The 24,668-nt window shown below is 44.8% G+C and carries 23 protein-coding genes and 1 pseudogene; 6 read left to right on the forward strand and 18 right to left on the reverse strand.

The window, feature by feature from the left end; translation table 11 throughout:
* Positions 1–113 precede the first annotated feature (113 nt).
* Together plsY and PR795_RS10350 are read left to right on the forward strand one after the other, a co-directional pair.
* Complete coding sequence (gene plsY / locus PR795_RS10345; protein WP_006659184.1) at positions 114–767, forward strand: glycerol-3-phosphate 1-O-acyltransferase PlsY; 654 nt, start codon at positions 114–116, stop codon at positions 765–767.
* A gap of 295 nt (positions 768–1,062) precedes the next feature.
* Positions 1,063–2,595: a methyl-accepting chemotaxis protein gene (locus PR795_RS10350; RefSeq protein ID WP_006662947.1), complete on the forward strand. Its 1,533-nt coding sequence runs from the start codon at positions 1,063–1,065 to the stop codon at positions 2,593–2,595.
* 69 nt (positions 2,596–2,664) lie between these two features.
* Here PR795_RS10350 and tsaD read toward each other — a convergent pair whose 3' ends face one another.
* The gene (gene tsaD, locus PR795_RS10355) at positions 2,665–3,684 is read right to left on the reverse strand and encodes a tRNA (adenosine(37)-N6)-threonylcarbamoyltransferase complex transferase subunit TsaD (RefSeq protein ID WP_006659182.1); all 1,020 of its coding nucleotides are present in this window, start codon (positions 3,682–3,684) and stop codon (positions 2,665–2,667) included.
* A gap of 353 nt (positions 3,685–4,037) precedes the next feature.
* Here tsaD and rpsU point away from each other — a divergent pair, with 353 nt between their 5' ends.
* The 3 genes and pseudogenes from rpsU to rpoD all read left to right on the forward strand — a co-directional run.
* On the forward strand, positions 4,038–4,253 hold the full coding sequence (gene rpsU / locus PR795_RS10360) for a 30S ribosomal protein S21 (RefSeq protein ID WP_001144069.1): 216 nt from the start codon (positions 4,038–4,040) through the stop codon (positions 4,251–4,253).
* A 117-nt stretch (positions 4,254–4,370) separates the two neighbouring features.
* On the forward strand, positions 4,371–6,116 hold the full coding sequence (gene dnaG, locus PR795_RS10365; RefSeq protein ID WP_006659180.1) for a DNA primase: 1,746 nt from the start codon (positions 4,371–4,373) through the stop codon (positions 6,114–6,116).
* 164 nt (positions 6,117–6,280) lie between these two features.
* Positions 6,281–8,146, forward strand: a pseudogene (gene rpoD, locus PR795_RS10370) (RNA polymerase sigma factor RpoD); the annotation flags it as partial.
* A gap of 89 nt (positions 8,147–8,235) precedes the next feature.
* On the opposite strand, the gene PR795_RS10375 reads toward rpoD, so the two are convergent.
* Both PR795_RS10375 and PR795_RS10380 read right to left on the reverse strand, forming a co-directional pair.
* A complete protein-coding gene (locus PR795_RS10375; protein WP_006662946.1) occupies positions 8,236–8,637 on the reverse strand; it encodes a hypothetical protein in 402 nt (133 codons plus the stop codon).
* Between the two features lies 1 nt (position 8,638).
* Complete coding sequence (locus tag PR795_RS10380) at positions 8,639–9,970, reverse strand: MFS transporter (RefSeq protein WP_154636117.1); 1,332 nt, start codon at positions 9,968–9,970, stop codon at positions 8,639–8,641.
* A gap of 98 nt (positions 9,971–10,068) precedes the next feature.
* Here PR795_RS10380 and PR795_RS10385 point away from each other — a divergent pair, with 98 nt between their 5' ends.
* Positions 10,069–10,962: a LysR family transcriptional regulator gene (locus tag PR795_RS10385; RefSeq protein WP_154636116.1), complete on the forward strand. Its 894-nt coding sequence runs from the start codon at positions 10,069–10,071 to the stop codon at positions 10,960–10,962.
* On the opposite strand, the gene PR795_RS10390 is transcribed toward PR795_RS10385, so the two are convergent.
* The 15 genes from PR795_RS10390 to hybA all read right to left on the reverse strand — a co-directional run bounded on the left by PR795_RS10390 (position 10,963) and on the right by hybA (position 24,668).
* Positions 10,963–11,559, reverse strand: coding sequence for an ATP-binding cassette domain-containing protein (locus tag PR795_RS10390; RefSeq protein WP_036962826.1), 597 nt, complete (start codon positions 11,557–11,559; stop codon positions 10,963–10,965). It lies immediately after the preceding gene.
* A gap of 4 nt (positions 11,560–11,563) precedes the next feature.
* Positions 11,564–12,349: an ATP-binding cassette domain-containing protein gene (locus PR795_RS10395; protein ID WP_006662942.1), complete on the reverse strand. Its 786-nt coding sequence runs from the start codon at positions 12,347–12,349 to the stop codon at positions 11,564–11,566.
* Positions 12,343–13,155, reverse strand: coding sequence for an ABC transporter permease (locus PR795_RS10400; protein WP_181480212.1), 813 nt, complete (start codon positions 13,153–13,155; stop codon positions 12,343–12,345). Before PR795_RS10400 ends, PR795_RS10395 begins: the two co-directional genes overlap by 7 nt.
* Entirely contained in the window at positions 13,152–14,120 is a 969-nt protein-coding gene (locus PR795_RS10405; RefSeq protein WP_006659172.1) for an ABC transporter permease, read from the reverse strand. Before PR795_RS10405 ends, PR795_RS10400 begins: the two co-directional genes overlap by 4 nt.
* Positions 14,120–15,676 (reverse strand): ABC transporter substrate-binding protein, encoded by a 1,557-nt coding sequence (locus PR795_RS10410; protein WP_392397806.1) that lies wholly within the window; start codon positions 15,674–15,676, stop codon positions 14,120–14,122. The genes PR795_RS10405 and PR795_RS10410 overlap by 1 nt, the downstream gene beginning before the upstream one ends.
* A 79-nt stretch (positions 15,677–15,755) precedes the next feature.
* Entirely contained in the window at positions 15,756–16,781 is a 1,026-nt protein-coding gene (hypE, locus tag PR795_RS10415; protein ID WP_071524965.1) for a hydrogenase expression/formation protein HypE, read from the reverse strand.
* Between the two features lies 1 nt (position 16,782).
* Entirely contained in the window at positions 16,783–17,895 is a 1,113-nt protein-coding gene (hypD, locus tag PR795_RS10420; RefSeq protein WP_006662940.1) for a hydrogenase formation protein HypD, read from the reverse strand.
* The gene (gene hybG, locus PR795_RS10425) at positions 17,879–18,175 is read right to left on the reverse strand and encodes a hydrogenase maturation factor HybG (protein WP_006659168.1); all 297 of its coding nucleotides are present in this window, start codon (positions 18,173–18,175) and stop codon (positions 17,879–17,881) included. The genes hypD and hybG overlap by 17 nt, the downstream gene beginning before the upstream one ends.
* Complete coding sequence (gene hypB / locus PR795_RS10430) at positions 18,166–19,275, reverse strand: hydrogenase nickel incorporation protein HypB (protein ID WP_006662939.1); 1,110 nt, start codon at positions 19,273–19,275, stop codon at positions 18,166–18,168. Before hypB ends, hybG begins: the two co-directional genes overlap by 10 nt.
* Positions 19,276–19,401: 126 nt before the next feature.
* Positions 19,402–19,743, reverse strand: a complete 342-nt coding sequence (hypA, locus tag PR795_RS10435; RefSeq protein WP_181480213.1) for a hydrogenase maturation nickel metallochaperone HypA — start codon at positions 19,741–19,743, stop codon at positions 19,402–19,404.
* On the reverse strand, positions 19,743–20,228 hold the full coding sequence (gene hybE, locus PR795_RS10440) for a hydrogenase-2 assembly chaperone (RefSeq protein ID WP_006662938.1): 486 nt from the start codon (positions 20,226–20,228) through the stop codon (positions 19,743–19,745). The genes hypA and hybE overlap by 1 nt, the downstream gene beginning before the upstream one ends.
* A gap of 7 nt (positions 20,229–20,235) precedes the next feature.
* Positions 20,236–20,730 (reverse strand): HyaD/HybD family hydrogenase maturation endopeptidase, encoded by a 495-nt coding sequence (locus PR795_RS10445; RefSeq protein WP_006659163.1) that lies wholly within the window; start codon positions 20,728–20,730, stop codon positions 20,236–20,238.
* Positions 20,730–22,433 carry a hydrogenase 2 large subunit gene (gene hybC, locus PR795_RS10450; protein ID WP_006659162.1) on the reverse strand — a complete coding sequence of 568 codons (1,704 nt, stop codon included), beginning with the start codon at positions 22,431–22,433 and terminating at the stop codon, positions 20,730–20,732. Before hybC ends, PR795_RS10445 begins: the two co-directional genes overlap by 1 nt.
* A complete protein-coding gene (hybB, locus tag PR795_RS10455; protein WP_006659161.1) occupies positions 22,430–23,617 on the reverse strand; it encodes a Ni/Fe-hydrogenase cytochrome b subunit in 1,188 nt (395 codons plus the stop codon). Before hybB ends, hybC begins: the two co-directional genes overlap by 4 nt.
* Positions 23,604–24,668, reverse strand: a complete 1,065-nt coding sequence (hybA, locus tag PR795_RS10460) for a hydrogenase 2 operon protein HybA (protein ID WP_006659160.1) — start codon at positions 24,666–24,668, stop codon at positions 23,604–23,606. Before hybA ends, hybB begins: the two co-directional genes overlap by 14 nt.

Raw genomic sequence — 24,668 nt, forward strand, 5'->3', positions numbered from 1 at the left:
CGTCATTTTCTCGTTTATGTGCTGAATTGATACCACTTCAGGAAAAATGTGCGTATTATCCAAGACTGAAGTGAATTACATATAAATAGCTTAAACCGTTTTTGGAGTTAGTTATGAGTGCAATCGCGCTTGGCATGATAATTTTCGCCTATCTCTGCGGATCAATATCGAGTGCTATCTTGATCTGCCGTCTGGCAAGATTACCCGATCCCCGTCAACACGGCTCAGGTAATCCCGGTGCAACTAACGTCTTACGCGTCGGTGGTAAAGCCGCCGCAGCCTCAGTACTGATCTGTGACGTACTGAAAGGGATGATCCCTGTATGGCTTGCTTATTATTTAAATGTGCAACCATTCTATCTTGGCTTGGTCGCGATTGCAGCCTGCCTTGGACATATTTATCCCGTTTTCTTCCACTTTAAAGGCGGAAAAGGCGTTGCCACCGCATTTGGTTCTATTGCCGCTATTGGCTGGGATCTCTCTGGGTTAGTCGCGGGAACATGGCTGCTCACCGTATTACTTAGCGGATACTCGTCACTCGGTGCGATTGTTAGTGCACTACTCGCCCCCTTCTATGTCTGGTGGTTTAAGCCAGAATTCACGTTCCCTGTAGCCATGCTCTCGTGCTTAGTGTTAGTCCGTCATCATGCAAATATCCAACGCTTATGGCGTGGGCAAGAGAGCCGGATTTGGCAAAAACTGAAAAACAAAAAACAAAAGACCGCCAAAGAGATTGCTCAAGAACAACGTGACGATCATGATGAATAATCACTAAACATGAACTATAAAAATCACCAACAATAAGGGCTAATTTTTAGCCTTTTTTGTTGTGACTAGCCCGCCTTTTACATTCAGCCAAAACCCACTCTATTATCAAAAATTTCCCCTATTTTTTACTTCGCTCACTCACAAAATCTCACTTATTTTTGTACGTATTTACACCTACGTATAACTTAGCGCACACTTTTAAAAAATAGTTAAAAGATTGCAAATTTATTACTAATGAATAATTAAAAACTGTCGACTATATAAAGGAAAACTTAACTATAAAAGTGAATATAAAATGAGCAGAACTCCTTATGTAACTCAAAATGAACATATCTTAGATGAAGATATAACCCTGATGACCACAAGTGACCTTCAAGGGAATATTATTCACGCTAATGATTTCTTTGTGCAGGTGAGTGGGTATGATCTCGATGAATTAATGGGACAGCCTCACAATATTATTCGCCACCCTGACATGCCAAAAGAAGCATTTGCCGACATGTGGCGAACCTTAAAAATGGGTGAACCATGGACTGGAATAGTTAAAAACCGCCGTAAAAATGGCGACCATTACTGGGTTCGTGCCAATATTATTCCTATGCAACGAAAAGGCGTGATCACTGGCTATATGTCTATTCGGCTACGAGCCACACGCGATGAAATTGCCGCAGTCGAGCCGCTTTACAAATCACTCGTTGAAAATCGTAGTAATCGCCGTATTTATAAGGGGATCGTGCTACCCAAACGCCGCCGATTCTCGCTATCAACACTGTCTGTCCGTTGGCGCTGCCGACTTATCTCTTCCAGCTTATTCGCATTGTGGATGGTGATGGCAGGTTTATCGGGCTTATCAGGCAATGCGCTGCTTCTTTCCAGTTTGTTCACTTTTATCACCCTACTGCTGGGTAATGTGGTACTCGAACGCAGCTTTGCCAACCCACTTGAAAATATCATGTCCCAAGCACTCAGCGTAGCAAGGGGCAATCGTAATAGTATTACTCACATGAGTCGCGTTGATGAAATCGGGCAAATTTTGCGCTCAATAGGCCAGCTAGGCTTAGTGTGTCGTTGGCTAATCAACGATGTCTCAGAACAAGTCGATAATGTTCGCAAAGGAAGTGAGTCATTGGTTAGTGGTTGCAGTGAATTAGATACCCATACACAACGCACCGTGGGCTATATGCAACAAACCGCCGCCACCATGAATCAAATGGCGGTTTCGGTCAAAATGAACGCAGACAACACCCATAAAGCGGATGTTTTATCGAATGAAACCAGTGAAACAGCCGTTAATGGCGGTGCGATGATGGATGCCGTCGTCATGACGATGGATGAAATCGTACACAGTACCAGTAAGATAAACTCCATCACGGATGTGATTAAAGACATTGCATTCCAAACCAATATTTTGGCATTAAATGCCGCGGTTGAAGCTGCAAGAGCAGGTGAGCAAGGGAAAGGTTTTGCCGTTGTTGCCAATGAAGTTCGTAGCTTAGCCAGCCGTAGTGCCAGCGCAGTAAACGATATTCGCGAATTGATTAACAACTGTGAGAAGAAAGTCAGCTCAGGTAAGGATCAAGTCTATGCGGCGGGCAACACGATGAAAGAGATCGTGGGTCAAGTACAAAACGTCACCCAACTGATCACACACATCAGCCATGCGACAACAGAGCAAGCGTCTGGGATCTCCGATATCACGCAAGCGGTCAGTGAGCTGGAATCGATTACTCAGCAAAGTAGCTTATTAGTCGAGCAAAGCACTGAAACAGCAAGCCATGTAAAAGATCGTTCCATTCGTTTGGAAGATGCGGTCACTATTTTACATTAAAACGCTTTTGCATAAAAAATAGGGGCTGACGCAATACGCCAGCCCCTACTATCGCATCAAAATATGACGTTATTTTTCTAACGGTGGAAGTTCTGCAAGAGGCCAGCGAGGACGAACCGTCACGCCTAAACCTGCATTTGCCCCACCTTTTAGGCGAATCAATCCTGCTAATGCAATCATGGCACCGTTATCGGTACAAAATTCAGGGCGTGCATAGAAGACTTCCCCACCGCGCTGCTTCAAAACGTCTTCCATTTTAGCTCGTAATGCACGATTAGCGCTCACGCCGCCCGCCATGACCAAACGTTTAAACCCAGTTTGTTCAAGTGCCCGTTTACATTTGATAGCTAATGTATCGACGACTGCATCCTCAAACGCGCGAGCAATATCCGCACGAGTTTGGTCATCATCATCATTTTCACGAATCGTATTCGCGGCAAATGTCTTTAAGCCTGAAAAGCTAAAATCTAACCCAGGGCGATCGGTCATTGGACGAGGAAAAACAAAACGTCCAGCAACCCCTTGCTGTGCCATACGAGATAAAACAGGTCCACCGGGATAATCTAAACCAAGCAATTTCGCCGTTTTATCGAATGCCTCGCCCGCGGCATCATCGATAGACTCACCGAGAAGCTCATATTCGCCAATACCTGTTACGCTAATTAGCTGGGTATGACCACCAGAAACCAACAGCGCCACAAATGGGAACTCTGGACTTTTCTCTTCCAGCATAGGTGCGAGCAAATGCCCTTCCATGTGATGCACTGCGACTGCCGGTACGTTCCATGCAAACGCTAACGCACGACCCACCGTCGCGCCGACCATCAGAGCGCCTACTAAACCAGGCCCTGCGGTATACGCAACAGCATCGATATCTTCACGAGTTAAATTGGCTTCTTTTAGCGCAGCTTGAATCAGCGGCACTGTTTTACGGATATGGTCACGAGATGCTAATTCGGGTACGACGCCACCGTAATCAGCATGTACTTTAATTTGGCTGTATAACTGGTTCGCGAGTAGACCCAGCTCATCATCATAAATTGCGATTCCGGTTTCATCGCAAGATGTTTCAATACCTAAAACACGCATTGCACTACCCTTGTTTGTTGCATGGAGGCAAGTCTATCACTAAATTTGCGTCATCGCGCAATAAATGTCATGAAAACACGCAATTAATCCCAGCAAAAGGCTGACTTTCTTAGTTGTATAGTCTATAATCAGACCCCTGTAATAAAAATTTCGTGTGGCAAATTCTCATTATTATCTGGTTTTTCTCACTTTATTTATTAAAGCTGGGACGAAAACAGGCAATCTTGTGTGATTCAATTTTATACGGCACTTTACAAACCCGTACTCATTGAAGTAAAATTCCGCACCATTTTAAATGATGGCTGGTGAACAAAAACCAGCAACAAACCGATTTCTATTGAGGTGAGAGGCACATGCCGGTAATTAAAGTACGTGAAAACGAGCCATTCGACGTAGCACTGCGTCGTTTCAAACGTTCTTGTGAAAAAGCAGGAGTTTTAGCTGAAGTTCGTCGTCGTGAATTCTATGAAAAACCAACGACTGAACGTAAACGCGCTAAAGCATCAGCGGTAAAGCGTCACGCTAAAAAACTGGCTCGCGAAAACGCACGCCGTACTCGTCTGTACTAATTGATTGCGATTCTCATCGCAACCAACGCAGACAAGTAGTAGTTAGCAGTTAAAGGCCGTGCTTTCCTAACGGAAGCGCGGCTTATTATCGTTCATCAACAGGCGAAAAAGAGGCTTATGGCTGGACGAATTCCGCGTTCATTTATCAATGACTTACTCGCTCGTACCGATATCATTGATTTAGTCGATGCAAAAGTCCCGTTAAAAAAACAGGGTAAAAACCATCACGCTTGCTGTCCTTTTCATAACGAAAAAACACCATCGTTTACTGTCAATGGTGAGAGACAGTTTTACTATTGTTTTGGCTGTGGTGCCCATGGTAATGCCATCGATTTTCTGATGAATTACGACAAACTCGATTTTGTCGAAGCGATAGAAGAGTTATCCGCATTACATGGTCTGGATGTCCCTTATGAAAAAGGAACGGGAACCAGTCAAATAGAACTCCATCAGCGTCAAAATTTGTACCAATTGATGGATAAAATAAATCAGTTTTACTGCGCTGCCTTAAATCATCCCTCGGCGAATAAAGCCAAAGATTATTTAAGCCAACGTGGTTTAAGTGCAGACATTATCTCGCATTTTTCAATCGGTTTTGCTCCCCCTGGCTGGGACAATCTTTTAAAGAAATTTGCAGTGAATCCAGAAAGCCGTCAGCAACTTGATGAAGCGGGTATGCTGGTCACTAATGATAATGGTCGCGTATATGATCGCTTTAGAGAGCGAATCATGTTCCCTATTCGGGATCGTCGCGGTCGTGTGATTGCATTTGGTGGACGGGTATTAGGCGATGCCTTACCGAAATATTTAAACTCCCCCGAAACCGATATTTTTCATAAAGGTCGCCAGCTTTTTGGTCTTTATGAAGCCACGCAAAATAGTAGTGAGCTTGCAAAATTACTTGTTGTTGAAGGCTATATGGACGTTGTAGCACTCGCACAGTATGACATCCGCTATGCGGTTGCATCACTTGGCACCTCTACAACCTCTGAGCATATTCAATTGCTCTATCGTTCAACAGATACCGTAATTTGCTGTTATGACGGAGATAGAGCAGGAAGAGATGCCGCTTGGCGTGCACTTGAAAACGCCCTTCCCTATTTGACCGATGGTCGCCAACTCCGTTTTATGTTTTTGCCTGATGGCGAAGACCCAGATTCATTGGTACGCAAAGAAGGAAAAGACGCCTTTGAGCAGCGCATGGAAAATGCGCAAAGTCTTTCCACATTTTTGTTTGACTCTTTAGTTCCTCAAGTGGACTTAAAAACCCAAGAGGGTCGAGCAAAAATTAGTAAACTTGCTATCCCATTGATAAAACAGATACCGGGTGAAACTCTGCGCCTTTATATGGCACAAGAGCTAGGAAATTTCATTGGCGTACCGGATATTTCCCAAGTTCTTGCTATGATTGATAGAGAGAGCACTGAACCAGTTAACTATCAGGCACCCAAACTGAAACCAACAACAATGCGCATACTTATCGCGTTGTTGGTACAAAATCCGAACTTTTCGGAGCTTGTTCCCTCACTAGAGGGAATTGCCCATATCCAGATGCCGGGGCTTTCTCTATTTCAGGAATTGGTTGAAGTTTGCCGTTCCACCCCCGGAATGAACACAGGGCAGTTGCTAGAACGTTATCGCGATAATAATTTTGCGAAACAACTTGAAAAACTCGCAACATGGAACGATATAGAAATAGAGGAAATAGCGGAAAATACCTTTATAGATGCTCTAAATCATCTATTTAATAGCGCCCTCGATGAGCGTTTCGACTATCTAATAGCGAAAGAACGAACACAAAGGCTGACACCTGAAGAGCGCGAAGAAGTCCGTCTAATCACTCTTTCACGAGTGAAAACATAAAGCATCCAAAAAATAGTATACAAAACGGCTTAAGTGCCGCATATAACAAGGCAAATGCCTGTAAATGCTACGAAATATAAAGGGCGTAGCGCGTAGTCAAATGTCCCTTTAAATGTTCTTGTTGGCCGTTAGTTTCGCCGACCGACACCAATTTAAATACTCAGAAGTGTGGATACCGTCTTATGGAGCAAAACCCGCAGTCACAGCTTAAGCTACTCGTCACCAAGGGTAAAGAGCAAGGTTACTTAACTTATGCCGAGGTAAACGACCATCTGCCGGAAGATATCGTCGATTCAGATCAGATCGAAGATATCATCCAGATGATTAATGACATGGGCATCCAGGTCATGGAAGAAGCACCTGATGCCGATGATTTAATTTTGGCTGAAAATACTTCCGACACGGACGAAGATGCGGCAGAAGCCGCAGCTCAAGTATTATCCAGTGTTGAAAGTGAAATCGGCCGTACCACTGACCCTGTTCGCATGTACATGCGCGAAATGGGAACCGTCGAATTGCTCACCCGTGAAGGTGAAATCGACATTGCAAAACGTATTGAAGATGGTATCAATCAGGTTCAGTGCTCTGTCGCTGAATACCCTGAAGCTATCACCTACTTACTTGAACAGTATGACCGCGTTGAAGCTGGCGAAAGCCGCTTATCTGACCTGATTACAGGGTTTGTTGATCCGAATGCGGAAGAAGATTTAGCTCCTACAGCTACTCACGTAGGTTCTGAACTTCCACAAGAAGAGCTAGATGACGACGACGAAGAAGAAGATGAAGACGGCGATGACAGCGATAGCGATGACGACAACAGCATCGATCCTGAATTAGCACGCCAAAAATTTTCTGATCTTCGTGAACAGTATGAAAAAACGCGTACCCATATTAAACAATATGGTCGTAGCGATGCGAAAACTGTGGCAGCTATCGAGCAATTGTCCGAAGTTTTCAAAGAGTTCCGTTTAGTACCTAAGCAATTTGACTATCTGGTCAATAACATGCGTGAAATGATGGATCGCGTTCGTCTGCAAGAACGTACCATCATGAAACTGTGTGTTGAGCAGTGCAAAATGCCTAAGAAGAACTTCATTACCCTATTCAGCGGCAATGAAACCAGCGAAACTTGGTTAACCGCAGCAAAAGCGATGAACAAGCCGTGGTCTGAAAAACTGCTGGAAGTGGAAGAAGAAGTTCTGCGTTGTCTGCAAAGACTGCGTCAAATCGAAGAAGAAACTGGCCTGACAATTGAACAGGTTAAAGATATCAACCGTCGTATGTCTATCGGTGAAGCGAAAGCGCGTCGTGCGAAGAAAGAAATGGTTGAAGCAAACTTACGTCTGGTTATCTCTATCGCGAAGAAATACACCAACCGTGGTCTGCAATTCCTTGATTTGATTCAAGAAGGTAATATCGGTCTAATGAAAGCGGTTGATAAGTTTGAATACCGCCGTGGTTATAAGTTCTCAACTTATGCAACATGGTGGATCCGTCAGGCTATTACCCGTTCTATCGCTGACCAAGCACGTACAATTCGTATTCCGGTTCACATGATTGAAACTATCAACAAATTGAACCGTATCTCTCGTCAAATGCTGCAAGAAATGGGCCGTGAGCCATCGCCAGAAGAACTGGCAGAACGCATGCTAATGCCGGAAGATAAAATCCGTAAAGTACTGAAGATTGCGAAAGAACCAATCTCCATGGAAACGCCAATCGGTGATGATGAAGATTCACATTTAGGCGATTTCATTGAAGATACCACATTAGAGTTACCGTTAGATTCTGCAACATCAGAAAGCTTACGTTCGGCAACTCATGAGGTTCTGGCTGGCTTAACCGCTCGTGAAGCAAAAGTTCTGCGTATGCGTTTCGGTATCGATATGAACACTGACCACACCCTTGAGGAAGTGGGCAAGCAGTTTGATGTAACCCGTGAACGTATTCGTCAGATTGAAGCAAAAGCGCTGCGTAAATTACGTCACCCAAGCCGCTCAGAAGTTCTGCGCAGCTTCTTAGACGAATAAGCAATAACCGTCTTCAAGTCTAAAAAATCAAACACCTGCTCCGGCAGGTGTTTTTTTATTCAATAACCGCTAAAAAACATATTTTCCTATTAAGCCACTAATATTGGCGTTTCATGCAGATACAGCCAATGACATTTCCCATCTTCAATTTTTATACACACTGTCGACGTGCGACTATTTTCTTTGCCAGCCAAGGTCTGATGTTCTAAATATTGTATCCAATATGTATTGCCATCACACTCAAACAGCGGCTGAATATTTCTAATTTCAATAACTAATGAAGGTCTAACACCTCTGTTTTTACTAAACAACTCAGATGCCTGCTGTGCATTCATCGAGGCACCTTGAATAGTGACCATTTTAAATGTCTTATCAAAGCTCCCTAATAAAGCCTGAAGACTTTCACCTTGATCTCGCCCCGTAAATACATCCTCAATGAGCATATGGACATCAATAATATTCTGTATAGCTAAAGACATTTGTGGATTCATTTTATTTTCCTTTAAATACTGAAATTAACGATAGCAGACCCAACAGTGCTGCAATAAAAAAAGTATATTGGTAACGAATTAACTCTGATGAAAATGAAATAAGGTTAAACACTGAAATAAGTACGACCGTCCCTACACTGAAAGCTACCTGACGGTTAATATTCCACAACACGCTACCTTGCAGTAAATCTTTATCTTTAAAATCAATTAATGCACTAATTTGAGCCGTATTTGCACTTATTCCCCCGCCCATTCCCATCAATAAATAAGCAGTAATCAATAATGCTAACTGACTTTGACTGTCTATCCAGAACAGCGTAAGAATCCCAACACTGTGCAAAATAATCCCCACCACAAAGAGGTTTCTCTTACCAATACGATGATAAAAATAGCCTCCTGTCACCATGGAGATCAGAGCGCCAGCTGCATATACCAGCATAAACATGCCTGTTTGCTGCGCATTAAACCCAATATTATTTTGTAAGTTAAAAATATTCAGTAAATTAACACCGGTGAAAATTCCAGGCACCGCGTAATAAACAATAAATCCATTACGTAAATTATAATTCTTCAGTAATAGCAAATTTAAAATAGGCGCTCGGCATTTTTGGGCATATTTTAAATATATCCTCAGTAAAGCCGCAGAGACGCCAAAACTCAATAAAGCCAATACCCAACTTTGCTCATCGTTATACAGAGTAAATGAAAGTAATAAACCCAACAAACTGAGACTCACTAGCAGTAAGCCGATAATATCGGGCTTTTCTCGAAGTTGTTTTTCACCATCCTTGACCCAGACCCATGCAAGTATTGATGCTAATAATGCGAATGGAAGATTGGCAAAGAAGACCCAACGCCATGAAAATGAATCAATAATCATACCGCCAATTGCCGGTGAAAATGCAGGTGCAATTAAGGCAACAGTCATAATCAAAGTTGATATTTTTTGGCGTTCTTGATTGGGAAATAGCCCAAACACTAATGCTTGCCCAACCGGAATTAATAATCCGCCAGAAACGCCTTGAATAAAGCGCCAGAAAATTAAACTATAAATCGAATCACTGAGCCCACATAACCCAACGGAAAGCGAAAATAGCAACATGGAATACGTGAGTAGCTTTCTTTCTCCCAAACGTCCAGCCAGCCATAAGCTAATGGGCATAATCAGCACTAGTCCTAAAATATAAGCATTGGCGACCCAAGCCACCATCGACTGGCTTGTCGAAAAAGCTGATGCAATATCAGGCAGCGCAATAGCAGACATAAAAATGTTAATACAATCAATAAAAAAACCGAGAAGAAATACTGTCGCAATTTGATAACGATATGACATGGTGACCTCCGGTTGCAAAGAGTAGAGCTCAGCCCTTCTCCTGTCGATGCAAAGGAAGTAAAATCATTGTTTAATTCAATCAAACAATCGAGTTGATTATGCAAAAAAATCTCAAGCAAATTACCAGCTTTCTTCAAGTTGTCGATTCCGGCTCTTTTACAAAGGCTGCCGAGGTTTTAGGACTAAGTCGCTCGATGGTAAGTATTGATATAAAACAGCTAGAAAAAAGCTTAAATGTCAGCTTATTGGTGCGAAATACACGCAATATTGCACTCACTGAGGTAGGAAAACATTTCTACGATGATTTTAAACGGATTCAATTACAGATTGAGGAAGCGTTTGAAAGGAATCAAAACTTAGCGACCAATATTACGGGGACATTGCGCTTTTCTTCCACAAACGAATTTGGGCAACGTTATGTTTTGCCACTGATTCCAGAATTTTGCCGGCAATATCCTCAACTGCGTCTGCAATACAGTTTCAATTCATCTTTTGATGATTTATTGGCAGAAAAACTCGATATTGCCATCCGCTTAGGAAATTTAAAAAACTCCTCCCTAAAATCGAGAAAATTAGGGGAATATGCCATTTATTTAGTCGCAACCGCGGAATTTCTCGAACAATATCAGGTTGAAAATGTGGATGATTTAGCCAATATTCCGTGGATCACCCATACTTTGCTGAACTTACAAGATAGCCAATATGCTCTACAGAACCGTCACGGTGAAAAGTTTGAGTTGCCTCTATTAAACAGCCAGTACGAATCTAATTCCGCAGAAACTATCCGCCAGCTTGCATTAGCATCACTCGGTGCCGCTATTTGTCCGGCATGGCTAGTTGAAGAGGATTTAAATGCTCATCACTTAATCCGTTTACTTCCAGATCTTGAACTCCCCAAACAAAATATTCAGCTGCTCTACCCGAACACCCAAAATCTCCCCGCTAAAACACGGGCATTTATTGATTTTTTGGTTAAAAAAATCGATCTGTGATTAGGCTTCAGCCACCGTCCATACCTTGGTACACACTTTCTCTAACAGCGCTTTATTGTGGCTAAAAACAATCATTGCCAGAGGACGTTGCTGTGAAATACGGATCAAATGCTGCCACACTTCCTTTTGTAAATGCGCATCTAATTGGGCAGTCATCTCATCTGCGATTAATACTTGAGTGCGGGGATCGAGTGCGCGAAGCAGCGCAATACGTGCTAACTCTCCACCCGATAATTCACTTGGGCGCCGTTCTAGCCATTGAGGTTTTATCGATAACCAATCTAGCCATTGGGCATCCGGCTCCCATGCATCGCGTACACTGGAACCTACGGTACGATAAGGATTAAAACTTTTTTCTGGGTGCTGCGGGACTAGCTGAATAGGGCAATAACCGCGATGAGGAACAGGTTCACCATTCAATAAAACTTGCCCATCAGTGGGTTTTTGCCACTGCCCAAGCACTCGTCCTAGCGTCGTTTTCCCAAATCCACTGGGAGCGGAAATGCCAAGCCGTTCATTATCTGCCAATGACAAATTCAGATTATCCCACAGCACTCTGCCTGCCTGTTCAATACGCAAGTTTTGTATTTCCAGCATGCAGCTACCTCCACTCATCCAGCATCATAAATTGATGTTCTGGCAGCGCATTCCACAAAGATTGAATCCACTGACCACCACCGCCTTGTTTGAGTTTTTGGCTGCTCAGCACCTCTTCTAGTGCCCCATTACGCAATAATGCTACACGGTCGGCAAAGCGCACCGCCATTGCTAGATCATGAGTTACCCACAACACACCACGCCCATCTCGACATAGAGATTTGATATTGTCGAGTAACTGTACCGCATGCTCGTCATCCAGCCACGAGGAGATTTCATCCGCCAAAATATATTCCGCGCGCGATAAGGTGGCGCTACTCGCTAATACCCTTTTCGCCATTCCCCCTGAGAGCTGGCTTGGGTAGTGATTCACAAGGCTAGATTGCAAACTATATTCTTGTAGATGCCGAGCGACATCGTGCATTTTAATATGTTGCCCACTAAGTACGGCGGCACGCTCAAGCTGAGGACCAATTTGAATCAATGGGTTTAAGGCGCTGACCCCTTGAGGTACGTAACACAGAGAATTCCCTCGATACTGAGATTTCGTTTTTTCCGTCAATGGCTGACCATTGAGCTCAATGGTCCCTTGGCAACGCATATTTTCGGGTAATAATCCCAATGCACTTTGCAGTAATAAACTTTTACCTTCACCGCTACCACCAATCAACGCCACCATTTCACCGGGTTGAATATCCAGAGAAATATCATGCAATAACGGAGACCACTGCTTTCTCCCCAGCCAGCGGTATTGCGCTACGTCGATGGTAAGATTTTCAAACTTCAGCATACTGCGCCCCTTAACCATAACCGTTGGACTGATTTAGCAAATTGGTCAAACAACAACACTAGCCCCATCAATGCAGCACCAGGAAATACCACCATCCACCAAGCGCCCGTACTCAAATAACGTAATGCCTCGGACAGTAAAATCCCTAAAGAAGGCTCATGAGGTGCTAGCCCAAAGCCAAGAAAGCTGAGTGCCGCACTGTGTAAGACAGAATGTGGAAACATCAATAATGTTCCGACCATCCATTGAGGGAGTAGCATGGGCAGATAGTGATACCGTAGGCGCCATAACGCACTGTTGCCAATACGGTGGGATAACATAATGTAATCAGTTTGCTGAACACGCAGAAGCTCTGAACGTAAGATAAGCGTTAATTTAGGCCAATGAGTTAATGCCACCGCCAAAATCACCCCCATCTTTCCGCCCCCTAGCGTAAAGCAGATCAACACCAATAACAGTAGATGAGGCAAAGCAAGCAGCGCATCAATCACGCCGCGAACCATATAATCCATACTTTTATTCAGTGAAGATAATCCCGCCATGACTAAGGCGATCATTCCACTGGTAATCGAGGCGGTTAAGCCGATTTGTAAACTGGTAGCAAGCCCTTGAAATGTGCGTTCAAAAAGATCACGCCCCAAATTATCGGTGCCAAATAAATGCAGTAATGAAGGGGCTTGTCGCCTATCGAGTAGGCTCATTTCAATATCAGAGGAGAGCAGCCAAAACGCGTAGCCACCCAATAAAATTAGGCAACTTAATGACAGGATCAGTGTGATCAAAGCTCGATTCGGGTTATAAGTCATGATTCTCTTATCACTCCTTTATTTACCCGTTTCAATAACAAATCTGCTAGGGTATTGCTGATGAAAATCAGTACTGCACAAAGCATCACAATTCCCATTAACAATGGCACGTCTCCGCGTAACCCAGCATCAATTGTCGCTTGCCCTAGCCCTGGATATGCAAACACTTTTTCCGCTAATAACGCACCGCTAAATAGCTCCCCCACAGAGGCAAACTGCAAACAAATTGCGGGTGTTATCGCATGTTTGAGCACATGAAACCTCATCATCGACCACCCTTTATCCCCTTGAGCTTGTGCATAATGGATAAACTCACTGTTCATGACTTCTACCACCTTCGAACGGGTGTGTAGAGCTATCGTTCCTACCCCCAACATCCCTAAGGCAATCACCGGTAAAATTAAGTGATGAATTTTTTGTGAGAACGTCGCCGTTTGTTCGTCCAGACCAATTGGCCATGCACAGCAGATCGGCGCCCATTTTAAGGTGACAGCAAATAAGGAAAGCAGTAATAAACCGACCCAAAAGACCGGAATGGAGGCAAGTAAATAACAAAATGTAGAAATAAGTTTATCGGGCCAGCGATTCAAGTAACGTCCCGCCACCAACCCAAGTCCAAACCCAACAACACCGGAAAAAACCCATGCGCTTCCCAGTAGTGCCAGTGACGGAACAATACGATCAGAAATGACTTGGAGAACCGGAGTATTGTATAGCATCGAATACCCCAAATCCCCTTGTAGCATTTGAGAAAACCAACGCCAGAACTGCATCCATAACGGTTGATCTAGCCCCCAGCGCGCCGCGATCAGCGGGTATTGCTCTGGAGGCACATGCATCAGATCGTTACCAATATAGGCTTTGATTGGATCAATCGGCGAGTAACTCAGTAGGATAAAGATCCCCACGGCAGTTACCGTTAACAGGCAGATAAATCGCAATAAAAGCCCAAAGGTTGTTCGCATTACTGACAGGTCCACTTCCACTCATCAACATTGTTCAACACAGACCAAGAGCCGTGAATTTCGGGAGCACTTTTACCTAAATCCACACATTGATTTGATAAGTAAATATGCTGAACATTCATAAGCCAAGCCCATGCAGCATCCCCTTGGATACCAACGCCGACTTTGCCATTCCAATCCACTTGTTGCCATAATGGGATCGCTGCATCTTGGTCTGGCTGGCGTAAAGCCGCTTCGATGATTTCATCCACCGCAGGGTTTTTATAGTAGCCCGCGTTATAGAAGCCGACACCTGCCGCTTTGCTGCTGTAGTTATGCACCAGTTCCATTGGATCTAAACTCCCCCAACCAAATAGCGTTGGGTTGGCATGCATATGTCGCTCAACAGTTTCCCAGCTTCCTGATTTTAAATCCATTTCAATACCGAGCGGTTTTAAGCTTGAGCGAATGGCTTGCGCTAAATCACGGCGAGTGGTGTCACCGCTAGCGTACCAGAGGGTCAATTTAGCCACTTTGCCATTCTTCTCTCTCAAACCATCTTTATTCAGCTTCCAGCCCGCTTCTTCCAAAATGGCTTTCGCTTTATCTAAATCCCCATCTTTGAATGACGATTTAGGGTTATTCCAAGGTAACCCAGCGACACCGGTATAGGCAGGAACAGCAAATCCTTCAAGAACAGATTCTGCTAATAATTTGCGGTCTAACGCGTAGTTAATCGCTTTACGGATAGCCACATCGGAAGTGATATCGTTACCAATAGGGTTGCCTTGTGCGTCTTTTTCACCCGCGGGTGGAATTGGGAATGAGATACCCCGGTTTTCTACACTGTAGCGTTCAATCAATTTCATGTTGGGTACATCACCCGCATGGCTCGCCACAGCAGGAGGAATGCGAACAACTTCTAACTGTGCGCTTTGTGCCGCCGCAAATGCAGCATCTTCGTCAAGGAACACAAACACCATTTTGTTGTAGTCGTTTTTAGGTCCTGCATAGTACGGGTTTTGCTCAACAATCAGCTGCTGACCAGGTTGAAATGCCACTAAACGGTACGGACCTGCCCCAATCGGATTATGTGCATACGTTTTCGCATCATATTTATCCGCAGAGACGATCCCCAACGAACCGAGCACATTGATAAAGGTACTTTGCGGGGAGGACAACGTGATTTTAACCGTTAGCGGATCAATCTCTTCCGCTTTAGCAAAGTTCCCCATATCCACTTTACCGCCGCTCGCGGCAGCATTGTTGTAGCTAAATACGACGTCTTTTGCAGTTAACGGTGAACCATCTGAAAATTTCAGATCTTTTTTCAACGTTAGCGTCCACTCTTTACCATCCGCATTATGCTGGTAATTTTCCAGCATATAACTGTGCCAAGACAGATCTGCCTTTTGTTTCAAGAGCGGGCTATGCAGGAGCAGATAACTACCATGGCTCCAACCCAACATTGGGTCAAAACCTTCTGTGGGTTCTGCGCCAATGGCGAGTCGTAAAGTGTGTGCCGAGGATGCGGGCTCAGCCGCTTGTGCTTGGAGAGTCAATCCCATTAGGCACATGGCAACCGCTAATTTTTTAATCATATATCCCTCTAATCAGTGATTCTTATTTTTGGGTATGGCTTTAGGATACCAACAACTAACAAATTCGAGGTAATGGCTCACTATGTGGCAAGTCTAGCAGGCGAGAAGCACCGAAAATGCCGACTAGCTTGACCTGCTTGTTTTCAGTCACACTGCCAATAGTTTTTGCATGAATACCCAATGGGTGTTGATGTAACGCGGCTAAAACTTGCTGTTCAGCCTCAGGTTTCACCACAATCACCAACTTGCCCTCATTTGCAAAATTAAGTGGTTCTAAACCTAATAATTCACACACACCACGAACCGCTGAAGAGACAGGTAAATCATCTTCATTGATGGAAATACCACAGCCACTCGCTTCGGCAAATTCATGCAAAATCGCATTCACACCACCACGGGTTGCATCACGTAATGCACGTACGCCATCAATATGACGTAGCGGTTCAATAATGGGTGTCAAAACCGCACAATCACTACTGAGTTGACCTTCCAAACCTAACTGTTCACGCAAATTCAGAATGGTTGCTCCGTGGTCTCCCAACGTTCCGCTGACAATCACTTTGTCGCCCACTTCAATTTGCTGTGCACCCCAGTGTATTTCTGTTGGTATCACCCCAATGCCTGCGGTATTGATAAAAATTTTATCTGCTGCGCCGCGCTGTACGACTTTGGTATCTCCAGTCACGATCTGTACCCCTGCCGCTTTAGCGGTTGCAGCCATCGACTCAACGATGATTTGCAATTCTGAGAGAGGTAAACCTTCTTCTAAAATAAAACCGCAAGAGAGGTATTTGGGTACAGCACCACTGACAGCTACATCATTCACAGTGCCACACACCGCAAGTTTCCCAATATTGCCACCAGGGAAAAAGACGGGGTCAATCACATAACTATCGGTACTAAACGCTAAGCGGTCACCTAACGCGGTCATTTCGGCAAGAGAGAGACGAGCTTGATCTTCACGTTCATCGAGTGCTTGGTTAGCGAACGCCTGTAAAAACAGCTCTTCAATCAGCTGCTGCATCGCTAAACCACCGCTACCATGAGCCATAGTGACCACATTTTTAGTATCTGAGCTCATTTTACGCCTCCCGACGATATTGGTAATACGCAGCGCAGGCACCTTCAGAAGAGACCATCAGTGCGCCAAATGCAGTTTGTGGTGTACAACGTTGCCCAAACAGTGGGCATTCATTCGGTTTACAGCGCCCCGTTAGCACGTCACCACAACGCGCTTGAGGGTCATCCGACACTTGATGAGGCTGAATATTAAAACGCAGCTCAGCATCGAATATTTGATAATCAGGCGTTAATTGAACACCAGAACCAGCAATTTCGCCTAGTCCACGCCATTCGCTGGAGGCTTTCAACTCAAAAACCTCATCTAAGGCTTTCAAAGCCAGTCGATTGCCTTCATCCGCCACAATACGTTTGTATTGATTTTCTACCTCACAGCGCCCCTCTGCAATTTGATCCACCAGCATGGCAAGAGATTGCAAAATATCGAGAGGTTCAAAGCCCGTTACAACTAACGGTTTATGGAATTCTTGAGTAATAAATTGGTAAGGATGAGACCCTATCACCATGCTGACGTGCCCCGGCGCAAGGAAACCATCTATTCGCACATCAGGCTGTTCAAGTAAGCTACGAAGCGTTGGGATAATGGTGATATGTTGGCAAAATACGGAAAAATTTTTCACTTGGCGCAAGCGCGCTTGCTGCAATGTTAGCGCAGTGCTTGGCATGGTAGTTTCAAAACCCAACCCAAAGAATACGACTTCACGCTCAGGATTTTGCTGAGCAAGATTTAATGCATCTAATGGCGAATAGACGATCCGCACATCTGCACCACGGCGTTTGGCATCAAGCAGTGAACCATTTTTGCCCGGCACTCGCATGGCATCACCATAAGTACAAAAAATGACCTCTGGACGTTCTGCAATTTCAATGCAGCCATCAATTCGTCCCATTGGTAACACACAGACAGGGCAACCGGGTCCATGTACAAATTCAATTTCAGGAGGAAGAAGCTGGTCAATACCAAACTTGAAAATCGCATGGGTGTGTCCACCACACACTTCCATTAGCTGCAATGGGCGCTGCTTGGCTCTTGGGATATCCGCAATGCGCTTGCGGATATGCGCCAATAATGCTTTTGCCAAGGCAGGGTCGCGAAACTCATCGACGTACTGCATCTGTTGCTCCCGAATTTAACCCAGTAAAATCACCCACTTCATGATCTAATTGGCTCATCGCCATTAGTGCATCAAGGGTAGCTTGAGCTTCTTCTTCGTTAATCACACTCATCGCGAAGCCAACGTGCACTAAGACCCATTGACCTAATAAATCCGCGGTGTCACCTTCGCAAATCAACCCAATATTGACATCGCGTTTTACGCCACAAACATCAACTTGCGCCAATTGGTGGACATCTTCGCCCACCGCGACGATTTTACCCGGTATTCCTAAGCACATAGCTGAGTCTCCAGCCACGCAAGCCAAGCTTCCATTCCTTCACCACTGGTGGCAGAGACTTTTATCACTTGGATATTCGGATTCACTCGTTTTGCATTAGCGATACACGCTTCAACATCAAAATGCAGATACGGTAATAAATCGATTTTGTTCAGGATCATAATGTCTGATGCGGCAAACATATGTGGGTATTTCAATGGTTTGTCTTCACCTTCAGTGACAGACAATACCGCAACTTTATGGCGCTCACCGAGATCAAAGCTCGCAGGGCAAACTAAATTACCCACGTTTTCGATGAACAGTAAGCTATTGTCATCTAAGCCTAAACGGTCTACTGCATCATGCACCATTTGTGCATCTAAGTGACAACCTTTACCGGTGTTCACCTGAATCGCAGGGACGCCCGTTTCACGAATACGCTGAGCATCGTTCGTGGTTTGCTGATCGCCTTCAATCACTGCACAGTTGAGTTTGTCACGTAAGCGTAAAAGTGTTTCCGTCAGTAAAGTGGTTTTACCGGAACCTGGGCTAGAAACCAGATTCAACGCGAGAATATTTTTCGCTGCAAAATCTTCGCGATTATGCTCAGCTAGATGGTTGTTTTTATCCAAAACATCCATCTCAATTTGTAACATGCGTTTTTGGCTGATGCCCGGCGCATGGGTTCCCGCTTCACCTTGACCATAGTCTAGGTCATGGTGGTCACCTGCGGGGGCAAAAGAAGATTCTGTTTCATGACTATGTTCATGAGCATGCGGGTGCTCGTGCTCATGTTTATGCTTATGTTTATGCTTATGTTTTTCAATCTTCACGCCGCAAGTTTCGGGTTCTGATTGATAGTAATGATTCACATCACCTTGATGATAATAATGGTGATGGATAATCACCGTTTTGCCACTGTGTTGCGCCGCATGATCGTGGTCATGCTCATGGTGATGATGGTCATGTTCGTGATGATGATCATCATGCTGATGCGAATGGTGGTCATGGTGGTGATGATCATGAGAATGTGGATGATGATGTTCATGATCATGGTGATGTTCGTGTTCATCACCTTCAATTCTGCGCTCTCCCGAAGCACAGCCGCAAGTACTACACATAATGATTACTCCATAAGTGAGTGATGAAGTTAGCTTAGTGCAACATCAAAAAAATAGGTTGATTCACCGCAAGGTCAATTCACAATTTCCTATCTAAATCACACAAAAGATTCTTAGATCAAAAATCTATTCGATTTCTAATTCTTTGATTCGCAGACTGTCACCGTTTTCAACTTTGAGGTTAAAACCGTGGCATTTAGGACAAGCGGCATCGTGAGTGTGGACATCAACACTTTCACTACAATCCCAACACCATGCTTGAGCAGGACGATAGAGGATATGTAACTGACTACCGTGTGCCACGGTACCGCGGCACGCGATATCAAAACAAAAACACAATGCACTCTCTTCAATACAAGAGAGTGCACCAATTTCCAACCAAACGCCTGTCACCTTCTTGACCTGATGCTGTCTTGCTTGCTGCTCAATAATCTCAACAGCACTTTGGCACAAAGAGACTTCATGCATTATTGGTCTCCCAAATAACGAGCGAAGACTGCGCGACGCTCCGGTGATTTAGGGACATTAGGGTCCGTCACAGGTAGAGAGAGCAACATCCGAGCACAATCATCCGTCAGATGCTGACCCTGTATTGCAGTCAGCTTTCTGTCTAATGGTGACATTAAGGAACACGCTAAATATTGCGTTAGCCCTTCCAGCTCCCCAACGGTGTAAGTCATTTCACCATAAGGGAGGATCAAACCTAGCTTCTCACCGACAGTACGGTACTCCCAATACTGGTCAGGACCCGGAAGAATAATCGCACTCAACATCCAAGGCGTGATCACCGCCCCAACCCACTGGTTTTCAAACAACGAGAATGAACTGGCATAGATACCCATCGTCGGATGCAAAAAAGACAAATCATGCATCGACTGCTCAGCAACTCGTTCAAAAGCAGCCTGAACTAAAGGCTGCGGGTTTTGTGAGTAACCTTGGATCTCTTTTGGCATGGATTCATTAGGCATGGAGACACTCTTCTTTTTCAGTAATCTCTAACCCTTCACTGCGCAGAACTTCAATCACTTTTTGCAGCGCAGGCTCTAACGCAGCTTGCCCTGTTGCCGTTAAACCGATATGAGGTTCTAAGGATTCAGGTACAATCCCCACTAGCGTCAACCGCTTCGGAAATTCATCTGTTAGATGCAGTGCCGATAGCACATCGGAAAGCCCTAACTGATGGGGTGAGATTTTACGGGTAAACAACGCGGGCACTTCCGCATCGCGTAGTACCAAAATGCTGCCAGGCTGCTGACTCGACAGCACGACATCCGCAATAATCAGATGGTCACGGTCTGCCATGGCGCCAATGAGCTCCATGCCCGCTGTACCGCCATCTAATACCTCAACACATTCAGGTAAGTGATAACGATCTTCGAGCGCTTCAACAATTCGCACCCCAATACCTTCATCACTCAACAGAATATTACCAACACCTAAGACTAATATACGCATTAGAGCACCTTCACCTTAGTGACTTCAGAGCCTTCGGTATCAACGATATGCACAGCACATGACATGCATGGATCGAAGGAGTGGATAGTTCTGACCACTTCTAATGGTTTGGATGGATCGGCAACGGTTGTGCCTACCAGCGCTTGTTCATATGGACCCGGTTCATCATTGAAATTACGCGGACCAGAGTTCCAAGTTGATGGTACAACAGCTTGATAGTTTTCGATTTTACCGTCTTTCACAACCACCCAGTGAGATAACAGACCACGAGGAACTTCACCAAAACCGACCCCTTTAATCACGGTATCTTGTGGGAAATTTGGCTTGATAAAGGTTGTGTGGTCGCCTTTAGCAATATTATCTACCAGTGCTTGCCATTGAATAGACAAGGTCTCATTTAGCACACAGCAACGAACAGTACGACCGATAATGCGTCCGAGTGTTGATTCGAGCTGATCTTTGGTGATCGTATTACCTGTTAAGGTTTGATACAGACCGACAACATCATTAAAGTGTTTTTCAGTTGGCTCATGTTTCGCGGCTAATTTACACAGCAAGTCAGCTAATGGTCCCACTTCGACGGTTTTATCGTAGAAAGTTGGAGCCTTAACCCAAGAATATTTACCGTCATCATCCCAGCCAGTGTAGTCAGGAATTGTGGTACCTTCCCAAGGTGCTTGAGGCTCATTATCTTTGTACCATGCGTGTTTACTGCTTTCTTTGATACCGTTAATCAGGTATTCATCCGTATGGCTAGTAATTGGGCGATAAGTACTGAAATCCCCATTTTCCAAATAACCACCCGGTAGCAAGAAACTGCCATTTTTGTTATCCATTGGCATTTCAGGCACGCACATATAGTGCTTCGCACCTTTACCCATTTCCAACCATTCTGGATAACCTGAAGCAATCACCGCTGCATCAATTTTGTACACTTGCTCAATGAAATCCCCTAAACGATCAATAAAGGATTTCACATACATTAAGCGTTCAAGGTTAAGCACACCTAAACCATCAAGGTTAATAGGGTTAGCAACACCACCTACTGCAAGGTTTTGAATGTGTGGCGTTTTACCACCAAGTAACGCAACAATACGGTTGGCATCACGTTGGCATTCCAGTGCTTGTAGGTAGTGAGCCACAGCAATTAAGTTCACTTCAGGCGACAGTTTCATCGCTGGGTGACCCCAATAACCATTAGCAAAAATACCTAGCTGACCACTTGCCACTAAATCTTTAATTTTGTTCTGAACGCGGGTGAACTCTTCTGGGCTATTTAACGACCATGTAGAGACCCCTTTCAGCATATTTGCCGCTTTCGTCGGGTCTGCATTTAATGCGGAGGTAATATCGACCCAATCTAGCGCAGACAGTTGATAGAAATGCACAATATGGTCTTGGATGGTATGTGCCGCCAAAATCATATTACGGATATATTGCGCGTTCACAGGCACTTCAAGATTAAGTGCGCTTTCAATTGTACGGACAGAAATAATTCCGTGAACCGTCGTACATACCCCACAAATACGCTGCATGATCATCCACGCATCACGAGCATCTTTCCCTTTAACGATTTCTTCCATACCACGCCACATGGTGCCGGATGCCCACGCTTTTGTGACTTTTCCATCTTCGATTTCGCAATCAATGCGTAAGTGACCTTCGATACGAGTTACCGGGTCGATTGTTATACGTTGGCTCATGCTTTACCTCGGGCCTGAGAAGGACTTGAATTAGATTTTTTTAACGCTGGAATAATTGGTAATAGGCGAACTAGCAAGATGTATGCACACACCTCAATGGCCACAAAACCAATAGAAATTAAGATCTCTTCTGCGGTTGGGAAATAGTCATATCCACCGCCAGGATTGAACGCAATCAGTGAATAGCTCATACGCCACAGCGCAGAACCTAGCAACATGCTTAATCCACTGAGATACAACCATCTTGAGTCAGTACGTAAAGATGGCATGCGGAAAATGATCAACGGGATGACCATTAACGCAGTCTCAATCCAGAACATCATGGCGTAGAAATCTAACGCCATTACATAGTGCATTTTGCCGCGGTAAATCAGTTCACCGAAGCGGCAAACCAAAAACAGCACTAAGAACACTTGAAGGATATTGGTTAGCTTAACAAACAGTGGTCGTTCATCTGCCCCTTGCCCTTTTAGCGCAGACTGAAGTAATGAGCCTTCAAAAATCACAATCGAGAAGCCCATAATAAAGGCCGTCAATAGCGATAATAGCGGCAACATTTCATAGCTTTGCCAGATAGGGTGCACCTTGTGCCCTGCCGCAATCATGAGCGAACCCATCGATGATTGGTGCATCATTGGTAGCAATGCTCCCAAGGCAATGATGAAAAACATCACTTTATTCAAGCGTTTTAATGACACTTTCCAATTGAAGCGCTCACAAATTGCAGGTGCAAATTCCAGAGCCATCACACCGATGTAGATAGTCATACACACCGCAGTTTCAAACAGCACGGAGTTGGTATTAAAGTACCCTGGAATATAGAAGTAAGGCAGGTTCCAGTAACGCCCCACGTCGATGGTGATGGATAATCCCCCGAGGGAGTAACCAAATAAGCTAGCAAGTAGCGCAGGACGTACTAATGGGTGATATTCACCACGGTTAAATACGTATACCGCCCACGCTAATGCCCATCCACCACAGGCAAAACCGGTACCAATCAGTAAGTCAAAGGCAATCCAGATCCCCCATGGGAACCCACCGTTCAGGTCAGAAACTGACCCCAAACCGAACACTAAACGTTTTACAATCAAGATCAGGCACAGGATGACAAAGGGTCCGAAGACAATCACTGGCCAACTGACTAAACGCCCGCCTAGCGGCTGTTCTTTATCATGCGTCGCCATTAGAGTCGTCTCCCTTATCCTTATGAACCGAGTTCTTATGAGACTGATCGTCATGAGATTGCTCGTCATGGGATTTGTCGTCATGAGAATCATGATGATCCTGCTTCTTGGTATTGCGATACACTAAGAAACTGAGCCCCGCTAATGCAGCGAGAGGCAGAACCATACCTTTGTACAAGGTGTGCTGAACATTTTCAGAACGCGCACCGGTTGCCAGTTCATCTAACTCTGGCAGTCCCAGGTTTTGATATGGCACACCAGAAAGCACCATGACCTGAGTACCACCGCCTTCCAATTCACCGTAAATATGCTGCTGGTATTTCGGAGCTGGCATCACGTTCGGGTCATTGTGATGAACGGTTTGGCGAGGGAAGCCATACTCTTCGCCCACTTTCAGCGATAAACGTTTTTTCGCTTCGGCGAGGAGCTCTTCACGAGTCCCGAAGATCACCGCACCCGTTGGGCACACTTCAACACAACCCGGTAAACCACCTTTATCTAGGCGTTCTACACCTTTTTGGTTACACAGTTCGCATTTATGGATCGCCCCAAATTTGTCATCATAAGCATATTTAGGGATGTTAAATGGACAACCCACCATGCAATAACGGCAACCTGTACAGATATCGGGATCGTAATGGACGATGCCTGTTTTCGGATCTTTGGTTAATGCAGATACTGGGCAAACAGACACACAGTTCGGATCCACACAGTGCATACATTGCTTTTTAATGTAAGCGTAACCGTCTTTTTCCTGATCTTTATGTAAACCGGTTCCCTCACTCCATACTTGGATGACATTGTTGGTATAGGGCGTGAGTTTGTCATTGTTTGACCATGTTTGTGGTCCCACAGGATTGCGTTCAGGATGATTGATATCCTGACATTTGGTCACACACGCCTGACAACCGACACACAGCGTCGAGTCATACAACATACCTAATGCGTTTGGAATTGGCGGTCTATTTTCCGCTCCCGCCAAGCTTGGTGAAGTGGTGCTTGCCAGCAACGCTCCCCCAGCTGAGAGCTTAAGGAAATTTCGTCTATCCAC

This window comes from Providencia sp. PROV209 (assembly GCF_028479485.1).
GTDB lineage: Bacteria > Pseudomonadota > Gammaproteobacteria > Enterobacterales > Enterobacteriaceae > Providencia > Providencia alcalifaciens.